General features: G+C 65.9%; 19 protein-coding genes and 1 tRNA gene. 9 read left to right on the top strand and 11 right to left on the bottom strand.

All coding sequences use genetic code 11. The features are described from left to right. Position 1 precedes the first annotated feature (1 nt). Positions 2–499, bottom strand: coding sequence for a cytochrome c maturation protein CcmE (ccmE, locus tag N826_RS11890; RefSeq protein ID WP_044428901.1), 498 nt, complete (start codon positions 497–499; stop codon positions 2–4). Next, positions 496–726: a heme exporter protein CcmD gene (gene ccmD / locus N826_RS11885; RefSeq protein WP_044428900.1), complete on the bottom strand. Its 231-nt coding sequence runs from the start codon at positions 724–726 to the stop codon at positions 496–498. The genes ccmE and ccmD overlap by 4 nt, the downstream gene beginning before the upstream one ends. Before the next feature lie 397 nt (positions 727–1,123). Between ccmD and N826_RS11880 the strand changes: the two genes are divergently transcribed. Further along, positions 1,124–2,170: an SDR family oxidoreductase gene (locus N826_RS11880; protein ID WP_044428898.1), complete on the top strand. Its 1,047-nt coding sequence runs from the start codon at positions 1,124–1,126 to the stop codon at positions 2,168–2,170. Between the two features lie 45 nt (positions 2,171–2,215). Here N826_RS11880 and N826_RS11875 read toward each other — a convergent pair whose 3' ends face one another. After that, the gene (locus N826_RS11875; RefSeq protein WP_044428897.1) at positions 2,216–2,935 is read right to left on the bottom strand and encodes a heme ABC transporter permease; all 720 of its coding nucleotides are present in this window, start codon (positions 2,933–2,935) and stop codon (positions 2,216–2,218) included. Between the two features lie 326 nt (positions 2,936–3,261). Between N826_RS11875 and N826_RS11870 the strand changes: the two genes are divergently transcribed. Further along, entirely contained in the window at positions 3,262–4,383 is a 1,122-nt protein-coding gene (locus N826_RS11870) for a porin (protein WP_044428895.1), read from the top strand. Between the two features lie 87 nt (positions 4,384–4,470). Here N826_RS11870 and N826_RS11865 read toward each other — a convergent pair whose 3' ends face one another. Next, positions 4,471–4,908, bottom strand: a complete 438-nt coding sequence (locus tag N826_RS11865; RefSeq protein WP_147040343.1) for a PAS domain-containing protein — start codon at positions 4,906–4,908, stop codon at positions 4,471–4,473. Positions 4,909–5,533: 625 nt separating this feature from the next. Between N826_RS11865 and N826_RS44745 the strand changes: the two genes are divergently transcribed. Continuing rightward, a complete protein-coding gene (locus N826_RS44745; protein ID WP_211099262.1) occupies positions 5,534–5,761 on the top strand; it encodes an IS1096 element passenger TnpR family protein in 228 nt (75 codons plus the stop codon). A gap of 34 nt (positions 5,762–5,795) precedes the next feature. Here N826_RS44745 and N826_RS11855 read toward each other — a convergent pair. Continuing rightward, positions 5,796–5,871 (bottom strand) — tRNA-Ala (locus tag N826_RS11855). 222 nt (positions 5,872–6,093) lie between these two features. Here N826_RS11855 and N826_RS11850 point away from each other — a divergent pair. From N826_RS11850 to N826_RS11835, 4 genes are read left to right on the top strand one after another with little or no spacing between them, the layout of a single operon-like run. Continuing rightward, positions 6,094–6,378, top strand: a complete 285-nt coding sequence (locus N826_RS11850; protein WP_044428892.1) for a YggT family protein — start codon at positions 6,094–6,096, stop codon at positions 6,376–6,378. Then, the gene (locus N826_RS11845; RefSeq protein ID WP_044428890.1) at positions 6,378–6,698 is read left to right on the top strand and encodes a DUF167 family protein; all 321 of its coding nucleotides are present in this window, start codon (positions 6,378–6,380) and stop codon (positions 6,696–6,698) included. Before N826_RS11850 ends, N826_RS11845 begins: the two co-directional genes overlap by 1 nt. 40 nt (positions 6,699–6,738) lie before the next feature. Further along, positions 6,739–7,638 (top strand): bifunctional methylenetetrahydrofolate dehydrogenase/methenyltetrahydrofolate cyclohydrolase FolD, encoded by a 900-nt coding sequence (gene folD / locus N826_RS11840; RefSeq protein WP_044429063.1) that lies wholly within the window; start codon positions 6,739–6,741, stop codon positions 7,636–7,638. Beyond that, positions 7,635–8,639: a magnesium transporter CorA family protein gene (locus N826_RS11835; RefSeq protein WP_044428888.1), complete on the top strand. Its 1,005-nt coding sequence runs from the start codon at positions 7,635–7,637 to the stop codon at positions 8,637–8,639. Before folD ends, N826_RS11835 begins: the two co-directional genes overlap by 4 nt. Before the next feature lie 217 nt (positions 8,640–8,856). Here the strand turns inward: N826_RS11835 and N826_RS11830 are convergent, their stop codons facing one another. Beyond that, positions 8,857–9,627: an SDR family oxidoreductase gene (locus N826_RS11830; protein ID WP_044428886.1), complete on the bottom strand. Its 771-nt coding sequence runs from the start codon at positions 9,625–9,627 to the stop codon at positions 8,857–8,859. Positions 9,628–9,840: 213 nt separating this feature from the next. Between N826_RS11830 and N826_RS11825 the strand changes: the two genes are divergently transcribed. Both N826_RS11825 and N826_RS11820 read left to right on the top strand, forming a co-directional pair. Further along, positions 9,841–11,313: a sigma-54-dependent transcriptional regulator gene (locus N826_RS11825; RefSeq protein ID WP_308518232.1), complete on the top strand. Its 1,473-nt coding sequence runs from the start codon at positions 9,841–9,843 to the stop codon at positions 11,311–11,313. Positions 11,314–11,692: 379 nt separating this feature from the next. Next, positions 11,693–11,902, top strand: coding sequence for a cold-shock protein (locus tag N826_RS11820; protein ID WP_044428881.1), 210 nt, complete (start codon positions 11,693–11,695; stop codon positions 11,900–11,902). Positions 11,903–12,036: 134 nt separating this feature from the next. Here the strand turns inward: N826_RS11820 and N826_RS11815 are convergent, their stop codons facing one another. From N826_RS11815 to N826_RS11795, 5 genes are read right to left on the bottom strand one after another with little or no spacing between them, the layout of a single operon-like run. Further along, entirely contained in the window at positions 12,037–15,327 is a 3,291-nt protein-coding gene (locus tag N826_RS11815) for a response regulator (RefSeq protein WP_044428878.1), read from the bottom strand. A gap of 43 nt (positions 15,328–15,370) precedes the next feature. Next, positions 15,371–16,378, bottom strand: coding sequence for a metal ABC transporter permease (locus N826_RS11810; RefSeq protein ID WP_147040341.1), 1,008 nt, complete (start codon positions 16,376–16,378; stop codon positions 15,371–15,373). A gap of 10 nt (positions 16,379–16,388) precedes the next feature. Then, positions 16,389–17,594 (bottom strand): metal ABC transporter permease, encoded by a 1,206-nt coding sequence (locus N826_RS11805; RefSeq protein WP_044428875.1) that lies wholly within the window; start codon positions 17,592–17,594, stop codon positions 16,389–16,391. Position 17,595: 1 nt separating this feature from the next. Then, positions 17,596–18,414, bottom strand: a complete 819-nt coding sequence (locus N826_RS11800) for a metal ABC transporter ATP-binding protein (protein ID WP_044429056.1) — start codon at positions 18,412–18,414, stop codon at positions 17,596–17,598. Between the two features lie 5 nt (positions 18,415–18,419). Beyond that, on the bottom strand, positions 18,420–19,409 hold the full coding sequence (locus tag N826_RS11795) for a metal ABC transporter solute-binding protein, Zn/Mn family (protein ID WP_052831091.1): 990 nt from the start codon (positions 19,407–19,409) through the stop codon (positions 18,420–18,422). Positions 19,410–19,449 lie beyond the last annotated feature (40 nt).

The raw sequence follows: 19,449 nt of genomic DNA, 5'->3' as shown, positions 1-19,449 counted from the left end.
GCTATTCCTTGGCCGTCTTGGAGACAGGCTCGGCAAGCGGATTGACCGGCTCCGCAAGTGATTTCGTCGCGTGCTGCGGCGCGCCGGCGCGGTTGAGCGCATCGGCCACTTCCGGCGGCATGTAGTTCTCGTCGTGCTTCGCCAGCACCTCGCGGGCGACGAAGACGCCGTCGGGCCGCATCCGGCCTTCGGCGACGACGCCCTGGCCTTCGCGGAACAGGTCGGGGACGATACCGGAATAGGTCACCGGCACTGTCTGCGCCGTATCGGTGACGCGGAACTCGATCGTCAGGCCGTCGGGCAGCCGCTTGACGCTGTTCTCTTCGACCAGGCCGCCCAACCGGAAGCTGCGTTCGCCGACATGCTGGGCCGCGATATCGGACGGGCTGTAGAAGAAGACTAGGTTGTCCTCGAACGCGGTCAGGGCCAGGGCAGTGGCGGTGCCGAGGCCGAGCAGGGCCAATCCCAGCATATAGAGGCGGCGTTTCTTGCGGGTCATCCTTCGTGTCCTTCAGCCGCCGGCACTGTCCCGGATGCGGACACGGGAGCGCGTCGGCTCCGCTCCCTCCGGCGCGGCCGGCTCGTTTCCAGGGTTTTCAGCAGCGCTTCGTGCCGTCGCAGGCCGCGCAGGCTGACGATCAGCATCGCCACCAGAATGACCGCCGCGACGCCGTAGGCCGGCCATACATAGGCGGCGTAGCCGCCCATCGAAAAGAACTCAGCCATTGTCCCGCCAGATGATCCTCAGCACGACGCCCAGCCGGTCGATCCGGTCCGCCGTCCTCTCCGCCAGTCCTTGCACCAGCAAGTCCTCCCACCAGAATGCGCCGAATAAAGGGCAAGGTGCCCCGTTCGGTCTATTGTCAATTTGGCCCTGCATACCGGTGGGACACCTTATCGCGACGCCTTGCCGCATGCGTCGCGCCGATGCGAGTCGTTTGCACACCGCTACCCGGCCGTCTGCGGCCAATATGACAGCGCGGCAGATGGTAAACAAGGCGGGCCGCTGGGCGGACACGGGAACTTGACAGCGGGAACCGTCCCGGCCCTTCCCCTGTTGGCGCGACGGAGAAAGCCGTGGAAGCATCACGGCGACCCTGTCCGCATCATCGAAAGGCACTCCATGCGCGTGCATCTGAAACCCGTTGAAGACCAGATCATCGTCATCACCGGAGCCACCAGCGGCATCGGCCTCGTCACGGCGAAGATGGCGGCGAAGCGCGGCGCGCGACTCGTGCTGGTCGGGCGCGACGAAAAGGCGCTGAGGGAGGTCGAGACGGATATCCGCCGCGACGGCGGCGAAGCGATCTTCGTCGTGGCGGATGCCGCCGACGAGGACGCCATGATGGCCGTCGCGGAGACGACGTTGCGCGAGTTCGGCGGGTTCGACACCTGGATCAACAATGCCGGCGTCTCGATCTACGGCAAGGTGCAGGACACGCCGCTGGAGGACCAGCGCCGACTGTTCGAGACCAATTACTGGGGGGTCGTGATCGGGTCCCGAATCGCCGCCACCCATCTTAGCCGCCATGGCGGCGCGCTGATCAATTTGGGCAGCGTCCTGTCCGACCGCTCGATCCCGCTCCAGGCGGCCTACTGCGCGTCCAAGCATGCGGTCCAGGGCTTCACCAACGCGTTCCGCATGGAGCTGGAGGCGGAGGGAGCGCCCGTGTCGGTCACCCTGATCAAGCCCGCCGCGATCGACACCATGTTCGAGGAGCATGCCCGCAGCCTGACCAATGCCGAGCCGCTCAACCCGCCGCCGGTCTATGCGCCGGAAGTGGTCGCCCGCGCTGTTCTGCACACGGCCGCGCATCCGACGCGCGACCTGATCGTCGGCGGGGCCGGCAAGCTGATCTCCCTGTCGGAACGCGTGGCGCCGCGCCTGACCGACCGGATCATGGAAGCGATGCTGCCCGTCCTGCAAAAAGCCGGCGGCCCGCTGCGCCGTTCCAGCGACAACCTGTATCACGGCTTCCGCGGCGGCCAGGACCGGAGCGGACGCCATGCGCTGGTGCGCGAACACAGCGCCTACACCACCGCCGCGATGCATCCGCTCGCGACGGTCGCGGCGGTCGCCGGGCTTGGCGTGCTGGCGGCGGCGGTCATCGGCGGGGGTCGCTACGCGTCGCGTCCGAGTCGCAGCAGATCTTTCGATCCCAGCATCTGATGGCCGGCATCTTACGGGCAAGCGCCAAGCGGCGCCTGCCCGTCTTTACCCCTGCGCCTGGGTCAGGCGCAGGGTCTGGATCTTGCGGGCGGCGATCTCGCTGCGCACGCGCAGCAGGACGACCGTCACGAAATACCCGGTGAAGGCGAAGCCCATTATCAGGAGCGGCCACAGCATGCTGGGGTCGATGCTCGGGCCGCCCATGCGGACGACGCTGGCCGGCTGGTGCAGCGTGTTCCACCAGTCGACCGAGAACTTGATGATGGGTACGTTGACCACGCCGACCAGGACCAGGATCGCGCCGGCCTTGGCGCCCCGGATCGGATCGTCGAAGGCGTTCACCAGCGCCATGTAACCGAGATACAGGAAGAACAGGATCAGGACGCTCGTCAGCCGGGCGTCCCAGACCCACCACGTGCCCCACATCGGCTCGCCCCACAGGCTGCCCGTTATCAGGCAGAGCGCCGTGAAGCCGGCGCCGATGGGTGCCGCGGCCTTGGTGAACAGGTCGGCCAGCGGGTGCTTCCAGACCAGACCGACGGCGGCCGCGATCGCCATGTTCGTATAGATGAACAGCGCCATCCAGGCGGACGGCACGTGGATATACATGATCCGAACCGTGTCGCCCTGCTGATAGTCGGCCGGCGACGCGACCAGCGACAGATATAGCCCGGCGATCATCAGGACGACGGTGATGCCCGCCGCCCACGGCAGGACGGCGTTGGATATCCGCAGGAAACGCGCGGGATTTGCAAAGCGATGCATGGCTCGGTCAGGCCTCTTGTTTCCCTGGAATATGACGCGTCGGCGGCTCGGCTGTCAAACGCCGTGACCCGTATATGACTGACCCGGATCAGGTGATATACATTAAGTCAATTATGACTTATGGCCTGAACGGCCGTTCTATTACCCTAAAAGAAATAACCCAATAGAATTATGTTACTAATTAATCACGAATACCCGGATTTTAGAATGTCACGAAAATTCGGACTTTTAGATTTTTGGATATTGCGCATCAATAAGGCGACCGACGCGGAAGTAATAAACTCAATGGCCGCGACGGGATAACAAATTTTGGACGGGGCAGACACATGAAGCGTATCCTTCTCACTGGTACCGCGCTTGCGGGCGGTATGCTGTTCGCGTCGGTTGCACAGGCACAGATCACCGTGTCCCTGGGCGGTTACACTGAGTTCTTCGCGGGCTTCTACGACGACGACTCATCGAACCGTACCAACCGCGAGTTTGAACTCGAGACCGAAATCGTCGTCCGTGCCGACGGCAAGGCCGACAACGGCCTCCTTTACGGCGCCAAGATCGAGCTGCAGAACAGCACTGGCGGCGGGGGTGCGACCGGCGTCGGCACCGACGAGGCTTCGGTCTATCTGGGCGGCACCTGGGGCCGTATCGAACTGGGCGACTTCGACGGCGCCGCCGACACCCTGAAGATCTATGCTCCGCTGGTCGGCATCGAGCAGATCGACGGCGACTACGGCGACTTCGCGTCGGTCACGGACCCGGTTTCGGGCCTCGACTTCGGCGGTCAGCCCGCCTTCGGCATCCACATCCCCAACTCGGGCGATGCGACCAAGGCCATGTACCTGACCCCGCGCTTCGCGGGCTTCCAGGCCGGCATCAGCTATACGCCGGAAAGCGACAGCCAGGCGCAGAACGTCGTCCAGTTCAAGGATACGGTCGGCTACAAGGACTGGCTCGAAGGCGGCGTCAACTATACCGGTGAGTTCTCCGGCTTCTCGGTGGCCTTGGGCGCCACTGTGTCGAGCGCCAGCGGCAAGGGCGACGCGGTGGCGGGCACCGAGCTGGAAGACTTCACGGCTTGGAACGTCGGCGCCCAGGTCGGCTTCGGCGGCTTCCTGGTCGGCGGCGGCTATGTCGATGCCGACGACTTCAACGTGACGACCGGCAGCACCGGGGCCGACCAGTCGGTCTGGCACGCCGGCATCAGCTACACCGCCGGTCCTGTCGCGGTCGGCGCCAGCTACATGGATGCCGAGGGCTACAAGGGCGCCGGCGGCACCTATGCCAGCGACTACCAAGCCTACGGTGTCGGCGCCGCCTACACCCTGGCGCCCGGTCTGGTCGTCCAGACGGAGTTCATGTACATCGACGAGGAACTCCGCGCCGCTCCCAACACCGCCTCGGTCAGCAACGAAGGCTATGTCTTCATCGTCGGCACGCGCCTGGACTTCTGATCCACGCATATAGCGCCGGCTGCACGAAGCGCCGGGTTCTTCCGTCCCATCAGGGGCGGCGGAGCCCGGCGCTTCGTCTTGTGGGGCTCAGAGTTCCGAGGGATCGAAGGCCACGGTTCCGCCGTCCCGTTCGTAGTCCTGGATGGTCGCCCGTTCGTCCGACCATGGATCGATGAAGGACGCGTAGAGGCATACGAAGATGTGCGACACCGTCTCGCCGCCGTCGGAGAACGGCAGGAACAGCTTGTCGATGCCGGCTTCGAAACGACCGAAGCCCGAAGTCCGATAGCTGAACGCCATGGGCCGGCCCGATTCGGCGCAATCCTCGTACTGACGCAGCACGACCTTGTCGACGGGCGGCTTCAGGACTTCGTCGAGATAGCGTCCCGTGAAATCGGCACCGTCATAGGCGACGATTTCCAGTCCGATCAGACGCAGGCGGAACCGGAGCGGACCGCGCTCGACTCCGGAATCGCGTTCGACCCTGGAGTCGCGCTCGACTCCGACGATCCCGATATTTCCCATCCAGGGCTGAAATTCTTCAGGGCTGAAGGCCGTGCGCTTGGGCAGCCGGTCTTGTTCGAGTCGCGACTTCCAGAATCCGAAAAGTGACCGCAGTTTCCTTCTGGAGGGAAGATCACGAGACTGCATAGGCTGTTTTCATGAGAAGCCAAGTTGTATCGTCGTCGTGACGTCGGTGCGAGCCACGGCGGATCCGGAAAATTGCTCGGTCATTGTCGTTCCGTTCTCAATCGACAATACAGACGTATGTAACCATTAGCTATCAACATAAACTCGGGATGAACTGCGGCCGGACGATCGCCGATATGAAGCGCACACAGGCTTCCTGGCACCGTCACCAAATGACGGCCGACGCATTCCGATGAAATCACCGTCCCTTGCTCCGGGGATTGGTAAGAGCTTAGACAGGAGGGTGACGATGGCTGAAACCGGCACGTGCATATTCCGTGTTTCGCTGGAGCCGGAGCTCTACCGGGACATCGAGCTTCCGGCCGACCAGACGCTCTACGATCTCGCGGGAGCTATCGTGTAGGCCTATGGCTTCGACCTCGACCACGCGTTCGGCTTCTTTCCCAAGCTGACCGGCAACATTTTCGATGCGAAACCCCGCTACGAATTGTTCGCCGATTTGGGTGAAGCCGACGGTTCCCTGAGCGTCAAGCGTACGACGGTGATTCAGGGATTCCCCAAGGTCGGCCGAAAAATGACCTTCCTGTTCGACTATGGGGACGAGTGGCGCTTCCGCGTCGAGCTGGTCGGCATGGGGCAGAAAGTGCCGAGAGCCCGGTACCCGAAGATTCTCGCTTCGGTCGGTCAGGCTCCAGAACAGTATCCCGATATGGAAGACGAAGACTGAGAGGTTTTAGCGTCGCCAGTGGACGCTTGAGGATTGGTGGAGCCGAGGAGGATCGAACTCCCGACCTACGCATTGCGAACGCGTCGCTCTCCCAGCTGAGCTACGGCCCCACACCCGATCCTTCACCGCACAGGGTCAAGCGGTGAACGGGGCGCATATTGGTAGGCGGAAACCGTGCTGTCAAGGACTGTATGACGAGGTTCGGATACCGGCTTCCGGTGGGCTCTCCGGCATGGGACCCAGCGAAGGCGAGTCCTAGCGCAACGCTTGCCTCCCGCTGGCCGTAAGGGTAGGGTGCAGCGCATTTTTTTGACCCCTTGGCCCGGTAGACCATGCAATCCTTCTTCATGCTGATCGACACCATCCTGGGGCTGTACGTCTGGATCCTGATCGCCTCGGCGATCCTGAGCTGGCTCGTCGCCTTCAACGTGGTGAACACCCGCAACCGCGCGGTCTACGTGATCGGCGACTTTCTCTATCGCGTGACCGAGCCGGTTCTGGCGCCGCTCAGGCGTATCCTGCCCAACCTGGGCGGGCTGGATCTCTCGCCGATCATCGTCATCCTGATCATCTTCTTCATCCGCAACCTGATGCGCGAGTACGGGTTGCTGTTTTGATGCCATTCAAGCCGGTCGCCGACGGCGTCCGGATAGCGGTCCGGCTGACGCCCAAGGCGTCGCGCAATGCCATCGCCGGCATTGCCTCGTCGGGACAGGGCGAGACGGTGCTGAAGGTCATGGTGACCGCCGTACCGGAAGCCGGCAAGGCGAACGAAGCGCTGATCAAGCTGTTGGCGAAGGAGTGGGGGATTGCCAAATCCTCCATTTCGCTGGTTGCCGGAGCGACCGACCGCAACAAGATCGTCCATGTCGCCGGCGATGCCGCCGACCTGATGGCCCGGCTGAGCCATGGCGGCGTCATCCGAACCGATACCTGAACCGCCCAGTTACCTGACGACCCTGCCGGAAGACGAAGACATGACCAAGGCACGCATCATCGACGGCAAGGGCTTCGCCCTCGACCTCCGTACCCGGATCGCCGCCCAGGTGGCGGCCCTCAAGGAATCGCATGGGGTGGAGCCGGGCCTCGCGGTCGTGCTGGTGGGCAACGACCCGGCCAGCCAGGTCTATGTCCGCAACAAGGGACAGGCGACGCTGGCCGCCGGAATGCAATCGTTCGAGCACAAGCTGCCCGATACGGTCGATCAGGCGACGCTGGTGGCGCTGGTCGAACGACTGAACCGCGACCCCGCCGTCAACGGCATCCTGGTGCAGTTGCCGCTGCCCCGCCAGATCGATCCGGCGGTCGTCATCGCGACGATCGACCCGGCCAAGGACGTCGACGGTTTCCATGTCGAGAACGCCGGCCGGCTGGCGCTGGGGCTCCCCGGCCTGGTCCCCTGCACGCCGCTTGGCTGCATGATGCTGCTGCGCGACACGGTCGGCGACCTCAGGGGGCTGCGGGCGCTGGTGCTCGGCCGCTCCGGCATCGTCGGCAAGCCGATGGCGAGCCTGCTGCTGGCGGCGGACTGCACGGTCACCGTGGCCCATTCCCGCACCCGGGACCTTGCCGCGGAATGCCGGCGCGCGGACATCCTGGTGGCGGCCGTCGGGCGGCCGGAGATGGTGCGCGGCGACTGGATCAAGCCGGGTGCGACCGTCATCGATGTCGGCATCAACCGCGTGGCCGGTGCCGCCGAGGGCAAGACGAGGCTGGTCGGCGACGTCGATTTCGCCGGTGCCGCCGAGGTGGCGGGCGCCATAACGCCCGTGCCCGGAGGAGTCGGCCCGATGACCATCGCCTGTCTGCTGCTTAATACGCTGACCGCCACCCGCCGCCAGAACGGCATCGCCGCACCCGACGACGCAGAGGCATGATCACCACATACGGACAGGATGGCGGCAGGTCGTTCGGGCGGACGATCGATACCGGACAGATCCTTCCCGCCGGCACCGTCTGGATCGACATGCTGCATCCGACCGAGGAGGAGCGGGCCGCCATCGCCGGCATGGTCGGCATCGACCTGCCGACCCACGAGGAGATGAAGGAGATCGAGGTCTCCAGCCGTCTCTATGTCGAGAACGGCAGCATCTACCTGACCACGCCGGTCATCACGCGGGCTGATACCGAGTATCCCGGCCTGGGGGTGGTGACCTTCATCCTGACCAACGGCACCACAAAGGGCGGCTACTTGGTCACCGTCCGTTACGTCGAACCCAAGAGCATCGAGACCTTCGCCAGCCGGCTCAACCGCCAGCCGGAACTGATAGCCGGCGCCGAGGCGGCGCTGCTGGGACTGCTGGACGCCGTCGTCGGCCGGGTGGCCGACCTGCTGGAGCTGATCGGCAGCCGGCTGGACGGCATCGGCCGGCGGGTCTTCGACGACCCGCTGCCGGCCAAGTCGAAGGAAGCGGCGAAGAAGCCGGATGCGCTGCGCGAGGTGATGCGCGACATCGGCAGGGTCGGCGACCTGACCAACAAGGTCCGCGACAGTCTGGCAGGGCTGGACCGGCTGGCTACATATCTGGCGACCATCAGCACCGGGCGCCTGAACAAGGAACAGAAGGCGCTGCTGAAGAGCCTGAACCGAGATCTGCGGTCGCTGGGCGAGCATGCCGGCTATCTGAGCCAGCAGACCAACTTCCTGCTCGACGCCACGCTGGGCGTCATCAACATCGAGCAGAACGCGATCATCAAGATCTTTTCGGTCGTCGCGGTCGTCTTCCTGCCGCCGACCCTGATCGCCAGCATCTACGGCATGAACTTCCACTTCATGCCGGAACTGGACAAGCCCTGGGGCTATCCGCTGGCGCTGGGCCTGATGGTGCTGTCGGCGATCCTGCCGCTGCTGTACTTCCGCCGCCGGGGCTGGCTTTAGGTTTTGGGCGAGGCCCTTATACCAGGGGCCGAAGACATTGACTTGTATGGTCAGTGTTTGTTGGGCCACGGCCCAACCTACAGGCTCCTGCTTCGTAGGTTGGGCCGTGGCCCAACAATTTCCGGAGCGCCGGTCAAACTCTTCGGCTCCGGGTTTTACAGGGCTCTCGCGGGGCTTTCATGCGGGCCGGCGCAAGCCGGCCTGCATGGGTCCAGGCCTAGACGCAGCGTCCGCCATCCACCTCCAGCGCTACGCCGGTGATGAACTCGGCCTCGTCCGAAGCCAGCCACAGCGCGGCGTTGGCGATATCGTCGGGGCGGCTCATGCGGCCGAGCGGAATGCCGGAGATGAACTGGCGCCGCTTCTCGGGCGTATCCTCGCCCATGAAGTCGCCGGTCATGCCGGTTTCGCCGATCACCGGGCACAGCGCGTTGACGCGGATCTTCAGGGGCGCCAGTTCCACCGCCATGCTCTTGGTGGCCGTTATCGCGGCCCCCTTGGAGCTGTTGTACCACGTCAGCCCGGGCCGGGGCCGCAGCCCCGCCGTGGACGCCGTCGTCAGGATGACGCCGCCGCCCCGCCGCCGCAGGGCCGGCACGGCATGACGGGCGGCCAGGAACAGCGCCTTCACGTTGACAGCGAAGATGCGGTCGAACTCGTCGTCGGTGACTTCCAGCATCGGCTTGTTGCGATGGGTGTAGCCGGCGTTGTTGACCATGATGTCCAGCCCGCCGAACCGGTCCTCGGCGGCTGCGACCATCGCCGCGACCGCGGGGTCGTCGGTCACGTCGGCGCCGAAGAACATCGCTTGGCCCCGACCGGTCCCGTCGCCCGAACTATTTATCGAGTCGGCCACACTGCGGCCCTTTTCCTCGTCCAGATCGTTGATCAGGACCTGCGCGCCCTCGCGCGCGAAGGTCCGGGCGATGCCCTCTCCGAAGCCCGAACCGGCCCCGGTAACGATGGCGATCTTGTTCGTCAGACGCATTCTTCCACCCTGAACTTGTTGTATTTGCCGCTTTTTGTGTCTTTTGAGACTCTCTCGCAAATAGGTATCGCATGAGCAGTTCGATGTCTAAACGAAGTATCCGTCAAGGATGCCGCAGCCTTGGAAGATTGCTCCCGATCAGCAGAATCAGGTATTCTCCGATTGCATCAATCTTAGTTTTCGGGACCGAAAATTATCGCTAACGCAAAGGTTTTGCTGGTTGAAGATACGCCGTCGCTGGCGCGTGTCTATACCGAGTACCTCAAGAAGGCGGCTTTCACGGTCACTGCCGTCGAGACCGGCGCCGCCGCTCTCGACGCGCTGCGGGAGGCACCGCCCGAGGTCGTGCTGCTGGATCTCCAACTGCCCGACATCAACGGCATGGAGATCCTGAAATACGTTTCGGGCCAGCAGATCCCGACCGCGGTCGTCATCATCACCGCCCATGCCTCCGTCAACGTGGCGGTCGAGGCGATGCGCTACGGCGCCTACGACTTCGTCGTCAAGCCGTTCACCGCCGACCGGCTGATGGTGACGGTACGCAACGCGGTCGAGCGGCTGCGGCTCGCCCAGATCGTCGACACCTACGCCGAGGAACTGGCGCGCAGCCGCTTCCACGGCTTCATCGGCAGTTCGCTCGCGATGCAGGGCGTCTACCGGATCATCGACAGTGCCGCGTCCAGCCGGGCCACCGTCTTCATCACCGGCGAGTCCGGCACCGGCAAGGAAGTCTGCGCGGAGGCGATCCACCGGCAGAGCCCCCGCCGCGACAATCCCTTCGTGGCGATCAACTGCGGCGCCATCCCGAAGGAGCTGATGGAAAGCGAGATCTTCGGCCATGTGAAGGGAGCCTTCACCGGCGCCGTGGCCGACCGTGAGGGGGCGGCGGCGCGGGCCAATGGCGGCACCCTGTTCCTGGACGAGATCTGCGAGATGGAGCCGGGGCTTCAAACCAAGCTGCTCCGCTTCATCCAGACCGGCACCTTCCAGAAGGTCGGCGGCACCAAGCTGGACAAGGTCGACCTGCGCATCCTGTGTGCTACCAACCGCGACCCGCTGCGCGAGGTCGAGGAGGGCCGCTTCCGCGAGGACCTTTACTACAGGCTGCACGTCATCCCGGTCCACCTGCCGCCGCTGCGCGAGCGGGAGGACGACGTCCTGTCGATCGCCCATCAGTTCCTGCTCGATTACGCCGCCGAGGAGGGCAAAAGCTTCAGCCGCTTCCACCCCGATGTGGAACAGGTATTCCGGGCCTATTCCTGGCCCGGCAACGTCCGCCAACTCCAGAACGTGATCCGCAACGTCGTCGTCCTTCATGACGGCGATCAGGTTATGCTGTCGATGCTGCCGTCCCCCCTGAACCAGTCCGCCCAGAGCCTGTATCCGCAACAGCGGGCGCTTGCCGCGGTGGCCCACGGGGCCGGACATGGCGGCGGACCGGGGCTGGCGGAGCAGGGCGGGGTTTTCGGCCAGCATGCGGCGGGGCAGCGCGGCGTCGCCGTCATGACCCATGCGGCACCCGAGCCGCGTCAGGTCCGGCCGCTCTGGCAGGTCGAAAAGGAAGCCATCGAAGAAGCCATCGCCGCATGCGACGGCAATATCCCGCGCGCGGCGGCGCTCCTGGAGATCAGCGCTTCGACCATCTACCGAAAGCGGATGGCTTGGGAAGCCGAAGGACGCGCCTGACCAAGGTCAGTCTGCAAATTCCCGTTCAAACCATGTGTTCGTTTAAATTTTAATCCAACTTGTAAATCCAGGCATTTCATGCAACGCAGTCGATCACTATACATGGTCTGTGTTCTTTAGACATAGATTGACCACTCAGTACTATACTTTATAGACGAAAAAGATATATCCATGAATTCTGGTCTTGTGCGGCTAAGATTGAATCGTTAGCGTAGTCTTAAGTTATCCATGGTTTGGATCTTTGCTACGTCAATTCAAGTTCTTGCGACGGGCTGCTCCACCATCGACTACGACGTCAGGCTTCGGCCCGACACAACAGCCGGAACGACTGAAAAAAGATCCGGCATTACTGGCCTAGGACGATCAGGGAGTTTCAGTCATGGCGACTGGCACGGTGAAGTGGTTCAATTCGACCAAAGGTTATGGATTCATCGCTCCGGAGAACGGGGTCAAGGATGTCTTCGTCCATATCTCCGCTCTTGAACGTTCAGGTATCCGCAGTCTGAACGAAGGCCAGAAAGTCAGCTATGAACTGGCGCGCGGCAATAACGGCAAGGAAGCGGCCGTGAACATCAGTCTGGCTGATTGAGCCGTATCGAGTTTTCCGCATCGACTCCATCATTGAAATCTACCGCCGGATTCAAACTGTAGAATACAGTTATCGGCAAGCAGGGGGGAGGGCCGGCGCCTTCCCCCTTTTCATATGCCCGGATGATCTGAACCTCAGGTTTGCCTGTCCTGAGTGCCGCTTTCCACGGCGTCCCCGGCCGCCACCACCCCCAGGGCCCGGTAAGCGCCGGCGGCTTCCTCGACCAGTGCCAGGATCTCGCCGCACAGCAGGTTCGTCTCCGCCGGTTCTTCCGATCGGCAGGTCCGTTCCAGCGTCTTGACCGCCTCAGCCAGACGTGCGGCGCCGAAGGTGCTGGCGGAGCTTTTCAGGGTATGGGCCTCCCGTTCGATCACGGTCATGTCGCCGACGGCCGCGGCATCGGCCATGCGCCTGCTCCGCAGCCGCGCTTCGGCCAGGAACGCCTCGATTAGGTCGGGCAGGACGATGTCGTCCAGGTCGTGCCGCAGCTGTTCCAGCACGCCGATGTCCAAGGCCATGTCGAGCGGGGAAGCGGCGCCCGCGGCGGTACCCTGATCGGAAGCGGAACCTTGCGGCCGTACCACGGCCGGCGCGGCCGGTAGCCAGCGGGCTATGGTCGCGAGTAGGTAGGGGCGCTCGATCGGCTTGGGCACATAGTCGTTCATGCCGGCTTCCAGGAAGCGTTCGCGGTCGCCGACCATGGCGTTGGCCGTCATGGCGATGATCGGAATCCTGCCTGCGGGCGCCGGCAGGGCGCGGATCGCCCTCGTCGCGGCGATGCCGTCCATTTCCGGCATGGCGATATCCATCAGCACCAGATCGAAGGGCTTGGACTTGACCGCGGCAATGGCTTCCATGCCGTTCGACGCCACTTCCACCCGGAAGCCGGCGATCTTCAGCAGGGTGCCGGCCACCAGTTGGTTGGTCACGCTGTCTTCAACCAGCAGCAGTCTCCGCGCGTCGTCCGTGGCCTTTGGCGCATCGTCCTTGCCCGGATCGCCGAAGCCGTCCCATCCCGGCCCCGCACGATCCGCGTGGGCGGCGTCCGGCAGCCCGAGTTCGATCACCCGCTCGCCGCCCAGCGCCGCCGCCAGCATCGCCTGCCTCGCCGGCTTGCGCAGGACGGATGAGAAACCGGCCGCTTCCAGGTGATGCCATTCGACCGGGTGGCCGGGCGGGCAGAGCAGGATCAGGTGAACGATGCCCGCGTCGCGCAGGCGGCGGGCGAGTGCCGTGACCGGCAGGTCCGCGTCATGGCTGTCGATCAAGGCGACATCGAACGGAGTGGGCCGGACCGTCCCCTCCCCGGTCGCCGAAGCTGCGGGGATCAAGGTTGCGGCGGCCAGGGCCGCGGCCCCATCCGGTACGGCCTGGACGGCGGCGTTCCAGGAGGCGAGCTGCCGCGTGAGCGCCTTGCGGCTGGCGCCGTTGCCCTCGATCAGAAGAACGCGCAGGCCGCTGAAGTCGTGGCCGCCGTCGCCGTCCTCAGTCCTGCATTCCAGGGTGACCACGAACCAGAAGTGGGTGCCGATGCCGGGAGCGCTGTCGAAGCCGATGGTGCCTCCCATCAGCTCGATCAGGCGTCTGGCGATGGCAAGCGCCATCCCGTTGCCGGCGGCTCCGTCCAGGATGCGCGCGTGGTTCGCGGCCGTGATGCCGATACCCGTGTCGGCCACGTCGAAGCGCAGCTCCGTCATGGCGCCGCCCTCGGCCCTGGAGGCGGTCAGGCTCAGCGAGACGCCTCCCTGTTCGGTGAACTTGACGGCGTTTCCGATCAGGGTCGTCAGCACCTGGCGCAGCCGCCCGGCATCGCCGCGCACCGAGCGGGGGACATCGGCCGCCACCGACGATACCAGATCGATGCCCTTGGCCGTCGCCTGGGCCGCCTGCGGAGCCACGACGCTCTCGACCAGATCGATCAGGTTGAAGTCGTTGTCGGCGATCTGCCGCGCGCCGCTCTCTATCCGGGCGAGATCCTCGACTTCGGCGAGGGTGGCGGCCATGGTCTGGACCGACTTCCGGACCGCCTGGACCCGGTCCCTCTGGTCGGCGGCCAATTGTCCTTCCGACAGCTGGCGAAGCACGTCCAGGACGCCGCGCAGCGAAGTCCGCAGTCCCTTGCCGACGACGGCCAGGAAATCGGAGCCGGCCCGTCTTTCCGTTTCCGCCCGCTGCCGTGCCGCCCTCAGCTGGTCCTCGACCCAGCGGTAGCCGGTTATGTCGTGGAAGGTCAGGATCCCGGCGAAGCGCCCGCTCTGGGGAACGAGCCGCTGGGAAACCTCGCATAGGATGCGGCTGCCGTCGGGCCGCAGGAACCACGCCTCGCGGTGCTGCATCCTGCCGCACTCGAAGGTCTCGCGCAGCGCCGCGTAGTCGGCCGGCGCGATCAGCCGTTCGGCGGAGCGCCCGATCAGGTCGGCGAGCGGGCGGTCGAGCAGAACCAGAGCCGCGTCGTTGGCGTCGATGATGACGTTCCCGTCATGGACCAGTACGCCTTCCCGCGTGGCCGAAGCCAGGCGGCGGAACCGCTCCTCCGCCTCGCGCAGGTCGCGTTCCACCCTGCGGTAGGCCGTGACGTCGCTGTAGCAGACCATCCGGCCACCATCCGGCATGCCGGCGCCGAACACGTCGAGCACGTGGCCGTCCGGGCGGACATATTCGTACCGGACCGGAATGCGCGGCGACTCGGACGGCGCCGGCTCGGCGGCACCGGCCAGGGCCTCCTCGCCGCGCGCCGCGAGGAATGCCTGGAACTCGGCGAAGGGGCATCCGGCCGTCAGCAGGTCGGCCGGCAGGTCGAGCAGGCGGGCGGCCTGTGCGTTCGACATCGTCAGGCGGCCGTCGGCGCCCCAGATGCACACGCCCCGGTCGGATGCGTTCAGCGTCATCTCGAGCAGGCGCGACCGCCGGGCCAGTTCCGCCTTCTGGCGCTTCAGCTCGGTCACGTCGCTACTGACGGCGATCCGGTAGCCGTTGCGGGTGCGGTGCCCGTCCATCCTGATCCAGCGCCCGTCCGGCAGTGAACGCTCGCCATCGCCCGCCGTGTCAGCACCACCGGAAAACGGCGACAGCGAGCCTTGCAGCTCGGCATAGCGCTGGTTGACGAGCACGGGACGGTCGGCGGGATCGAAGACCGCGATGGCCTGGGGCAGTACGTCGAGCGCTTCGGCCAGCAACTGCCGGGTATGCTCGGCCCGGCGTTCCGCCGTACGGGCCTGCCGGACCCGGTGACCGGTGACGGCAAGCTCGATCAGCACGATGGCCCACAGGGCGATCGTACAGCCGATCTTCAGCGCAAGCTGGACAGGACCCTCCTGCGAAGGCAGCCAGACGATGCCGATAGCCAGGATACCCGCGACGGCGGCAAGGGCTGAGCGGCGCAACAGGCGCCGGGATCGGCTGTACTGCTCGACTAAACTGGTCATAGATGGTCAGGTTGTTCAACCGTCGGTCTGACGGCACCACAGCCTAACGGGTCACCGCATTTGAGACAACATCGTTGCGCTCCGCGCCATGGGGATCGTCGGGACCGAGGCGAAGGGCAGAGCGCCGCCGGCCGAGGATGCCGTGACGCGGGGCGAACAGGATGGCCGCCGTCAGCAGGACGCCCGCCAGCGTGGCGATCATGCCCGCCGCGTTCAGGGCATCGGCCGGCTCTCCCATCAGGACCGTCGGACCAAAGGCGCCCAGCAGATAGCCGCCGGCGCCGGTGGCGCCGCCGATCCCGACGCTGAGCCAGAGCTGGACCGGCAGCCGGTCGGTCAGCAGCCGCGCGGTCGCGGCGGGGCAGATCAGCATGGCAACGACCAGAATCGACCCGACCGCTTCGAACGAGGCGATGGCCGCGACCGCCACCAGCACGACGACGCCGTAATGGAACAGCCCGGCCGGGTAGCCCAGCGTCGTCGCGAGGTGTGGATCGAACGAGGTCAGCGCCAGTTCCTTGTAGAACAGGGTGACGCAGACGACGCACAGCAGCGTCACGGCCGCCAGGACGACGACCTGATGCGGCAATTCGGTCCAGACCGCGGGATCGGCCAGATCGGACCAGCCCGACGGCGCCAGCCACAGGATGGCTTCGAGCTGGCCGTAGAGGACGCAGTCGGCGTCCAGGTCGACCGCGCGGGCGGCGCCCTGCTCGATCAGAACCACGCCGCCCGCGAACATCACGGTGAAGACCACGCCCATCGCCGCCCCGCCGTCGAGCCGGCCCAGACGGCGGACCGCCTCGATCAGGACGCCGGCGAGCACGGCCGCCGCCAGCGCGCCCAGGATGACCGGCAGGCCGGCCCGGCTACCGGTGACCAGGAAGCCCATGACGATGCCGGGCAGGATCGCGTGGCTGATGGCGTCGCCCATCATGCTCTGGCGCCGGAGCACCAGGAAGTTGCCGACCAACGCGCAGGACACGCAGGCGAGCACCGCGGCCGTCATGGCCGGCAGGTCGATCTGGAGGAATTCCTGTGAGGTCATCATGGCAGGCTCATCATGGCGAAAGCTGCTCCGGAAGACTTTCCAGCTCGAGGACGAGGTCGCGCGGCAGCACCCGGTCGATCGGGTCGATGCCCCAGTTGGCCCGTCCCGGCACCAGCGTCGGGTAATGGATCAGGAAACGCTCCCACAGGCGGCGGTTGCGCTCGGATGACCGGGCGGCATCCCGTCCGCGCGCCGTCAATGCGCTATCCCGGACCATGCCCCGGACCCTGAGCCACGTGTCCATCCCGCCGGACGCGGGGGGCCGGCCGTGCAGCAAGCCGGTGAGCGCCGCCTGCTCGGCATAGGCGAGGCGCAGGCGGGCCTGCCGCCATGCCGTGGCGACGACGCCGCGCGCCGGGGCGAACAGGAAGCTGAACAGGAACAGCGAGCCCGCCACCAGCACGATCACGGCGCCGGCCGGCAGGCGCGGCACCAGCGCCGACAGGCTGGCGCCGAGCCAGCCGCTGATGCCTCCCAGGACGGCCGCGATGACCAGCATCGCCCATAGCTTCTCGGTCCAGAAACGGGCCGCCGCCGGCGGCACGATCAGCAGGGCTATGATCAGGATCAGGCCGACGGTCTGGAGCCCGATCACGGTGACCAGGGTCGTCAGGCCCATCAGCGTCAGGTCGATCCGCACCGTCGGCCAGCCCTGGCCGGCGGCGAAGCCGGGATCGAAGCAGAGCAGCCGGAACTCCTTGAACAGCAGCACGCAGGCCGCGAGCGCCGCCAGCGCCAGCCCGGCGATGGCCATTGCCTCGTTCCGGTTCATGGCGGCGGTCTGGCCCAGGATGAAGGTCTTCAGCCCGGCCTGGTTGCCGGTGGCGAGCGTCTGGATGTGGCTCAGCAGGACGACGCCGACGCCGAAGAAGACGCTGAGCACGGCCCCGATCGCGGCGTCTTCCGGCAGTCTGGTAAAGCGCGAGATCGCCTGGATCGCCAGCACGCCGAGCACGCCCGAGAACAGCGCCCCGGCCAGCAGCACCGGCAGGCTCCTGCCTTCCATGCCCAGCGCCGTCGCGATCAGGAAGGCCAGCGCTATGCCGGGCAGCGTCGCATGGCTCAGCGCATCGCTGACCATGGCGCGCTTGCGCAGCAGCATGAAGCTGCCGATCACCCCGGCCGCCACCCCCAGGCAGGCCGTTCCGGCGACTACCACCGCGGAGTTGAAGCCGGCGCGCAGGGTCAGCGTGGCGAGGATCTCGTCGGGGATCATGTCACGCGGCCCCGGCTTCCGCCACGTGTTTGCGCACGCCCGGCACGTCGGCGGGGCCCAGCCGCCCGCCATAGGTCCGGTGCAGCGTCTCGGCGTTCAGCGTCGATCCGACCGGTCCGGCGGCGACCACACGGGTATTGAGCAGTAGCACGTGGTCGAAGTAGTCGGCGACCGTCTGGAGGTCGTGGTGGACGCAGATCACCGTGCGGCCGGCGGAGTCGAGGTCGCGCAGGACCTGGATGACGGCCCGCTCGGTCGCGGCGTCGACGCCGGCGAAGGGTTCGTCCATGAAATAGATCCGCGCTTCCTGGGCCAGGGCGCGGGCCAGGAAGACGCGCTGCTGCTGGCCGCCGGAAAGCTGGCCGATCTGGCGGTCGGCGAAATCCGCCATGCCGACGCGGTCCAGGCAGGCCCGGGCCGCTTCCCGATGGGCGCGGCCGACCGGCCGGCACCAGCCGATCATGCCGTAGCGGCCCATCGCAGCGACGTCGAGGGCGGAAGCCGGGAAGTCCCAGTCCACGCTCTCGCGCTGGGGGACGTAGCCGATCAGCGAGCGGCGCTTGCCGAGCGGGCTGCCATAGACCTTGACCGAGCCGGAGACCGAGGGCACCAGCCCCAGGCAGGCCTTGACGAAGGTGGACTTGCCGGCGCCGTTGGGGCCGACGATGGCGATCAGCCCTTGCGACGGGGCGGTGTAGTCGACCGACCACAGGACCGGCTTGCGGTTATAGGCGACGGTGAGGTCGCGGACCTCGAGCGGGCTGGCCGGCGCCGCCGGTCCGTCGCCGGGCTTCTGTCCGGAGCGAAGGGAGAACAGCATGTCCATCACCGCGCCAGCGCCGCGAGGCGGCCTTCGAAACCCTGCGCCGGAGGATTGCCGCCGAGCGCCTGGGCGATGGTCGTGACGTTGTGGTCGATCATGCCGACATAGGTCCCTTCATAGGTTCCGGGCGTGCCCATAGCATCGGAATATAGCGAGCCGCCGATCGTCACCCGATGGCCGCGCGCCGCGGCGCCGTCGATCAGCGCCCGGATATTCCGTTCCGACACGCTGGTCTCGATGAAGACGGCGCCGATTTTTCTATCCACCAGCAGGTCCACCAGCCCTTCGATCTCGCGCAATCCTGCTTCCGACTCGGTGCTGATACCCTGGATGCCCCGCACCTCCAGGCCATAGGCGCGGCCCAGATAGTTGAAGGCGTCATGGGCCGTGACCAGCACGCGCGACCGTTCGGGGATGCCGGCGAGCGTTTCCTTCGCATAGGCGTCGAGCCGCGCCAGCTTCGCGGCGTACCCGGCGGCGTTCTCCCGGTAACGGTCGGCGCCGGCGGGATCGAATTCGATCAAGCGGTCGCGGACCAAGTTCAGCGCCATGATCCACAGCGGCACGTCCATCCAGACATGCGGGTCGGCATTGCCGTCGAAACCGTCGGGCGTCAGCAGCCTTGCCGGATCGAGCCGGTCGGCCACGGCATGGACCGGCTTGCCGGAACCGCCCATCCGGGTCAGCGCGTCGATGATCTTCCCCTCCAGCAGCAGCCCGCTGTAGAAGACGATATCGGCCGCCGCCAGCTTCGCTACGTCGGAACGGGTCAGCTTATAGGTGTGCGGGTCGACCCCTTCGCCCATCAGTCCCGTGACCGAGGCACGGTCGCCTGCCGTCATGCGGACGAGGTCCGCCACCTGCGAGGTGGTCGTGACGACGGCGAAGGGGATGTTTGCCGGCGGCGCCGCGGCACGCGCCGCGTAGGGGAAAACGAGGGTTGCGGCCAGCAGGGGGACGATCAGGAACCATCGCATGATCGATCTGGTCATGCCGGCACTCCGCTATATTGCCCTGACATTGAACAGGTGT

The sequence above is a fragment of the Skermanella aerolata KACC 11604 genome (genome assembly GCF_000936425.1).
Lineage (GTDB): Bacteria > Pseudomonadota > Alphaproteobacteria > Azospirillales > Azospirillaceae > Skermanella > Skermanella aerolata.
Note: the sequence above shows the minus strand (reverse complement) of the source record. Positions and strands in the feature narration are given on the sequence as shown.

Coding starts and splice junctions, on each gene's coding strand:
- N826_RS11875 (WP_044428897.1), bottom strand. CDS start 2,935: ATGCATCGCTTTGCAAATCCCGCGCGTTTCCTGCGGATATCCAACGCC.
- N826_RS11805 (WP_044428875.1), bottom strand. CDS start 17,594: ATGATCCCCGACGAGATCCTCGCCACGCTGACCCTGCGCGCCGGCTTC.
- ccmE (WP_044428901.1), bottom strand. CDS start 499: ATGACCCGCAAGAAACGCCGCCTCTATATGCTGGGATTGGCCCTGCTC.
- N826_RS11850 (WP_044428892.1), top strand. CDS start 6,094: ATGCAATCCTTCTTCATGCTGATCGACACCATCCTGGGGCTGTACGTC.
- N826_RS11800 (WP_044429056.1), bottom strand. CDS start 18,414: ATGCTGTTCTCCCTTCGCTCCGGACAGAAGCCCGGCGACGGACCGGCG.
- N826_RS11880 (WP_044428898.1), top strand. CDS start 1,124: ATGCGCGTGCATCTGAAACCCGTTGAAGACCAGATCATCGTCATCACC.
- N826_RS11835 (WP_044428888.1), top strand. CDS start 7,635: ATGATCACCACATACGGACAGGATGGCGGCAGGTCGTTCGGGCGGACG.
- N826_RS11845 (WP_044428890.1), top strand. CDS start 6,378: ATGCCATTCAAGCCGGTCGCCGACGGCGTCCGGATAGCGGTCCGGCTG.
- ccmD (WP_044428900.1), bottom strand. CDS start 726: ATGGCTGAGTTCTTTTCGATGGGCGGCTACGCCGCCTATGTATGGCCG.
- N826_RS11795 (WP_052831091.1), bottom strand. CDS start 19,409: ATGACCAGATCGATCATGCGATGGTTCCTGATCGTCCCCCTGCTGGCC.
- N826_RS11810 (WP_147040341.1), bottom strand. CDS start 16,378: ATGATGACCTCACAGGAATTCCTCCAGATCGACCTGCCGGCCATGACG.
- folD (WP_044429063.1), top strand. CDS start 6,739: ATGACCAAGGCACGCATCATCGACGGCAAGGGCTTCGCCCTCGACCTC.
- N826_RS11865 (WP_147040343.1), bottom strand. CDS start 4,908: ATGGGAAATATCGGGATCGTCGGAGTCGAGCGCGACTCCAGGGTCGAA.
- N826_RS11815 (WP_044428878.1), bottom strand. CDS start 15,327: ATGACCAGTTTAGTCGAGCAGTACAGCCGATCCCGGCGCCTGTTGCGC.
- N826_RS11870 (WP_044428895.1), top strand. CDS start 3,262: ATGAAGCGTATCCTTCTCACTGGTACCGCGCTTGCGGGCGGTATGCTG.
- N826_RS11820 (WP_044428881.1), top strand. CDS start 11,693: ATGGCGACTGGCACGGTGAAGTGGTTCAATTCGACCAAAGGTTATGGA.
- N826_RS11830 (WP_044428886.1), bottom strand. CDS start 9,627: ATGCGTCTGACGAACAAGATCGCCATCGTTACCGGGGCCGGTTCGGGC.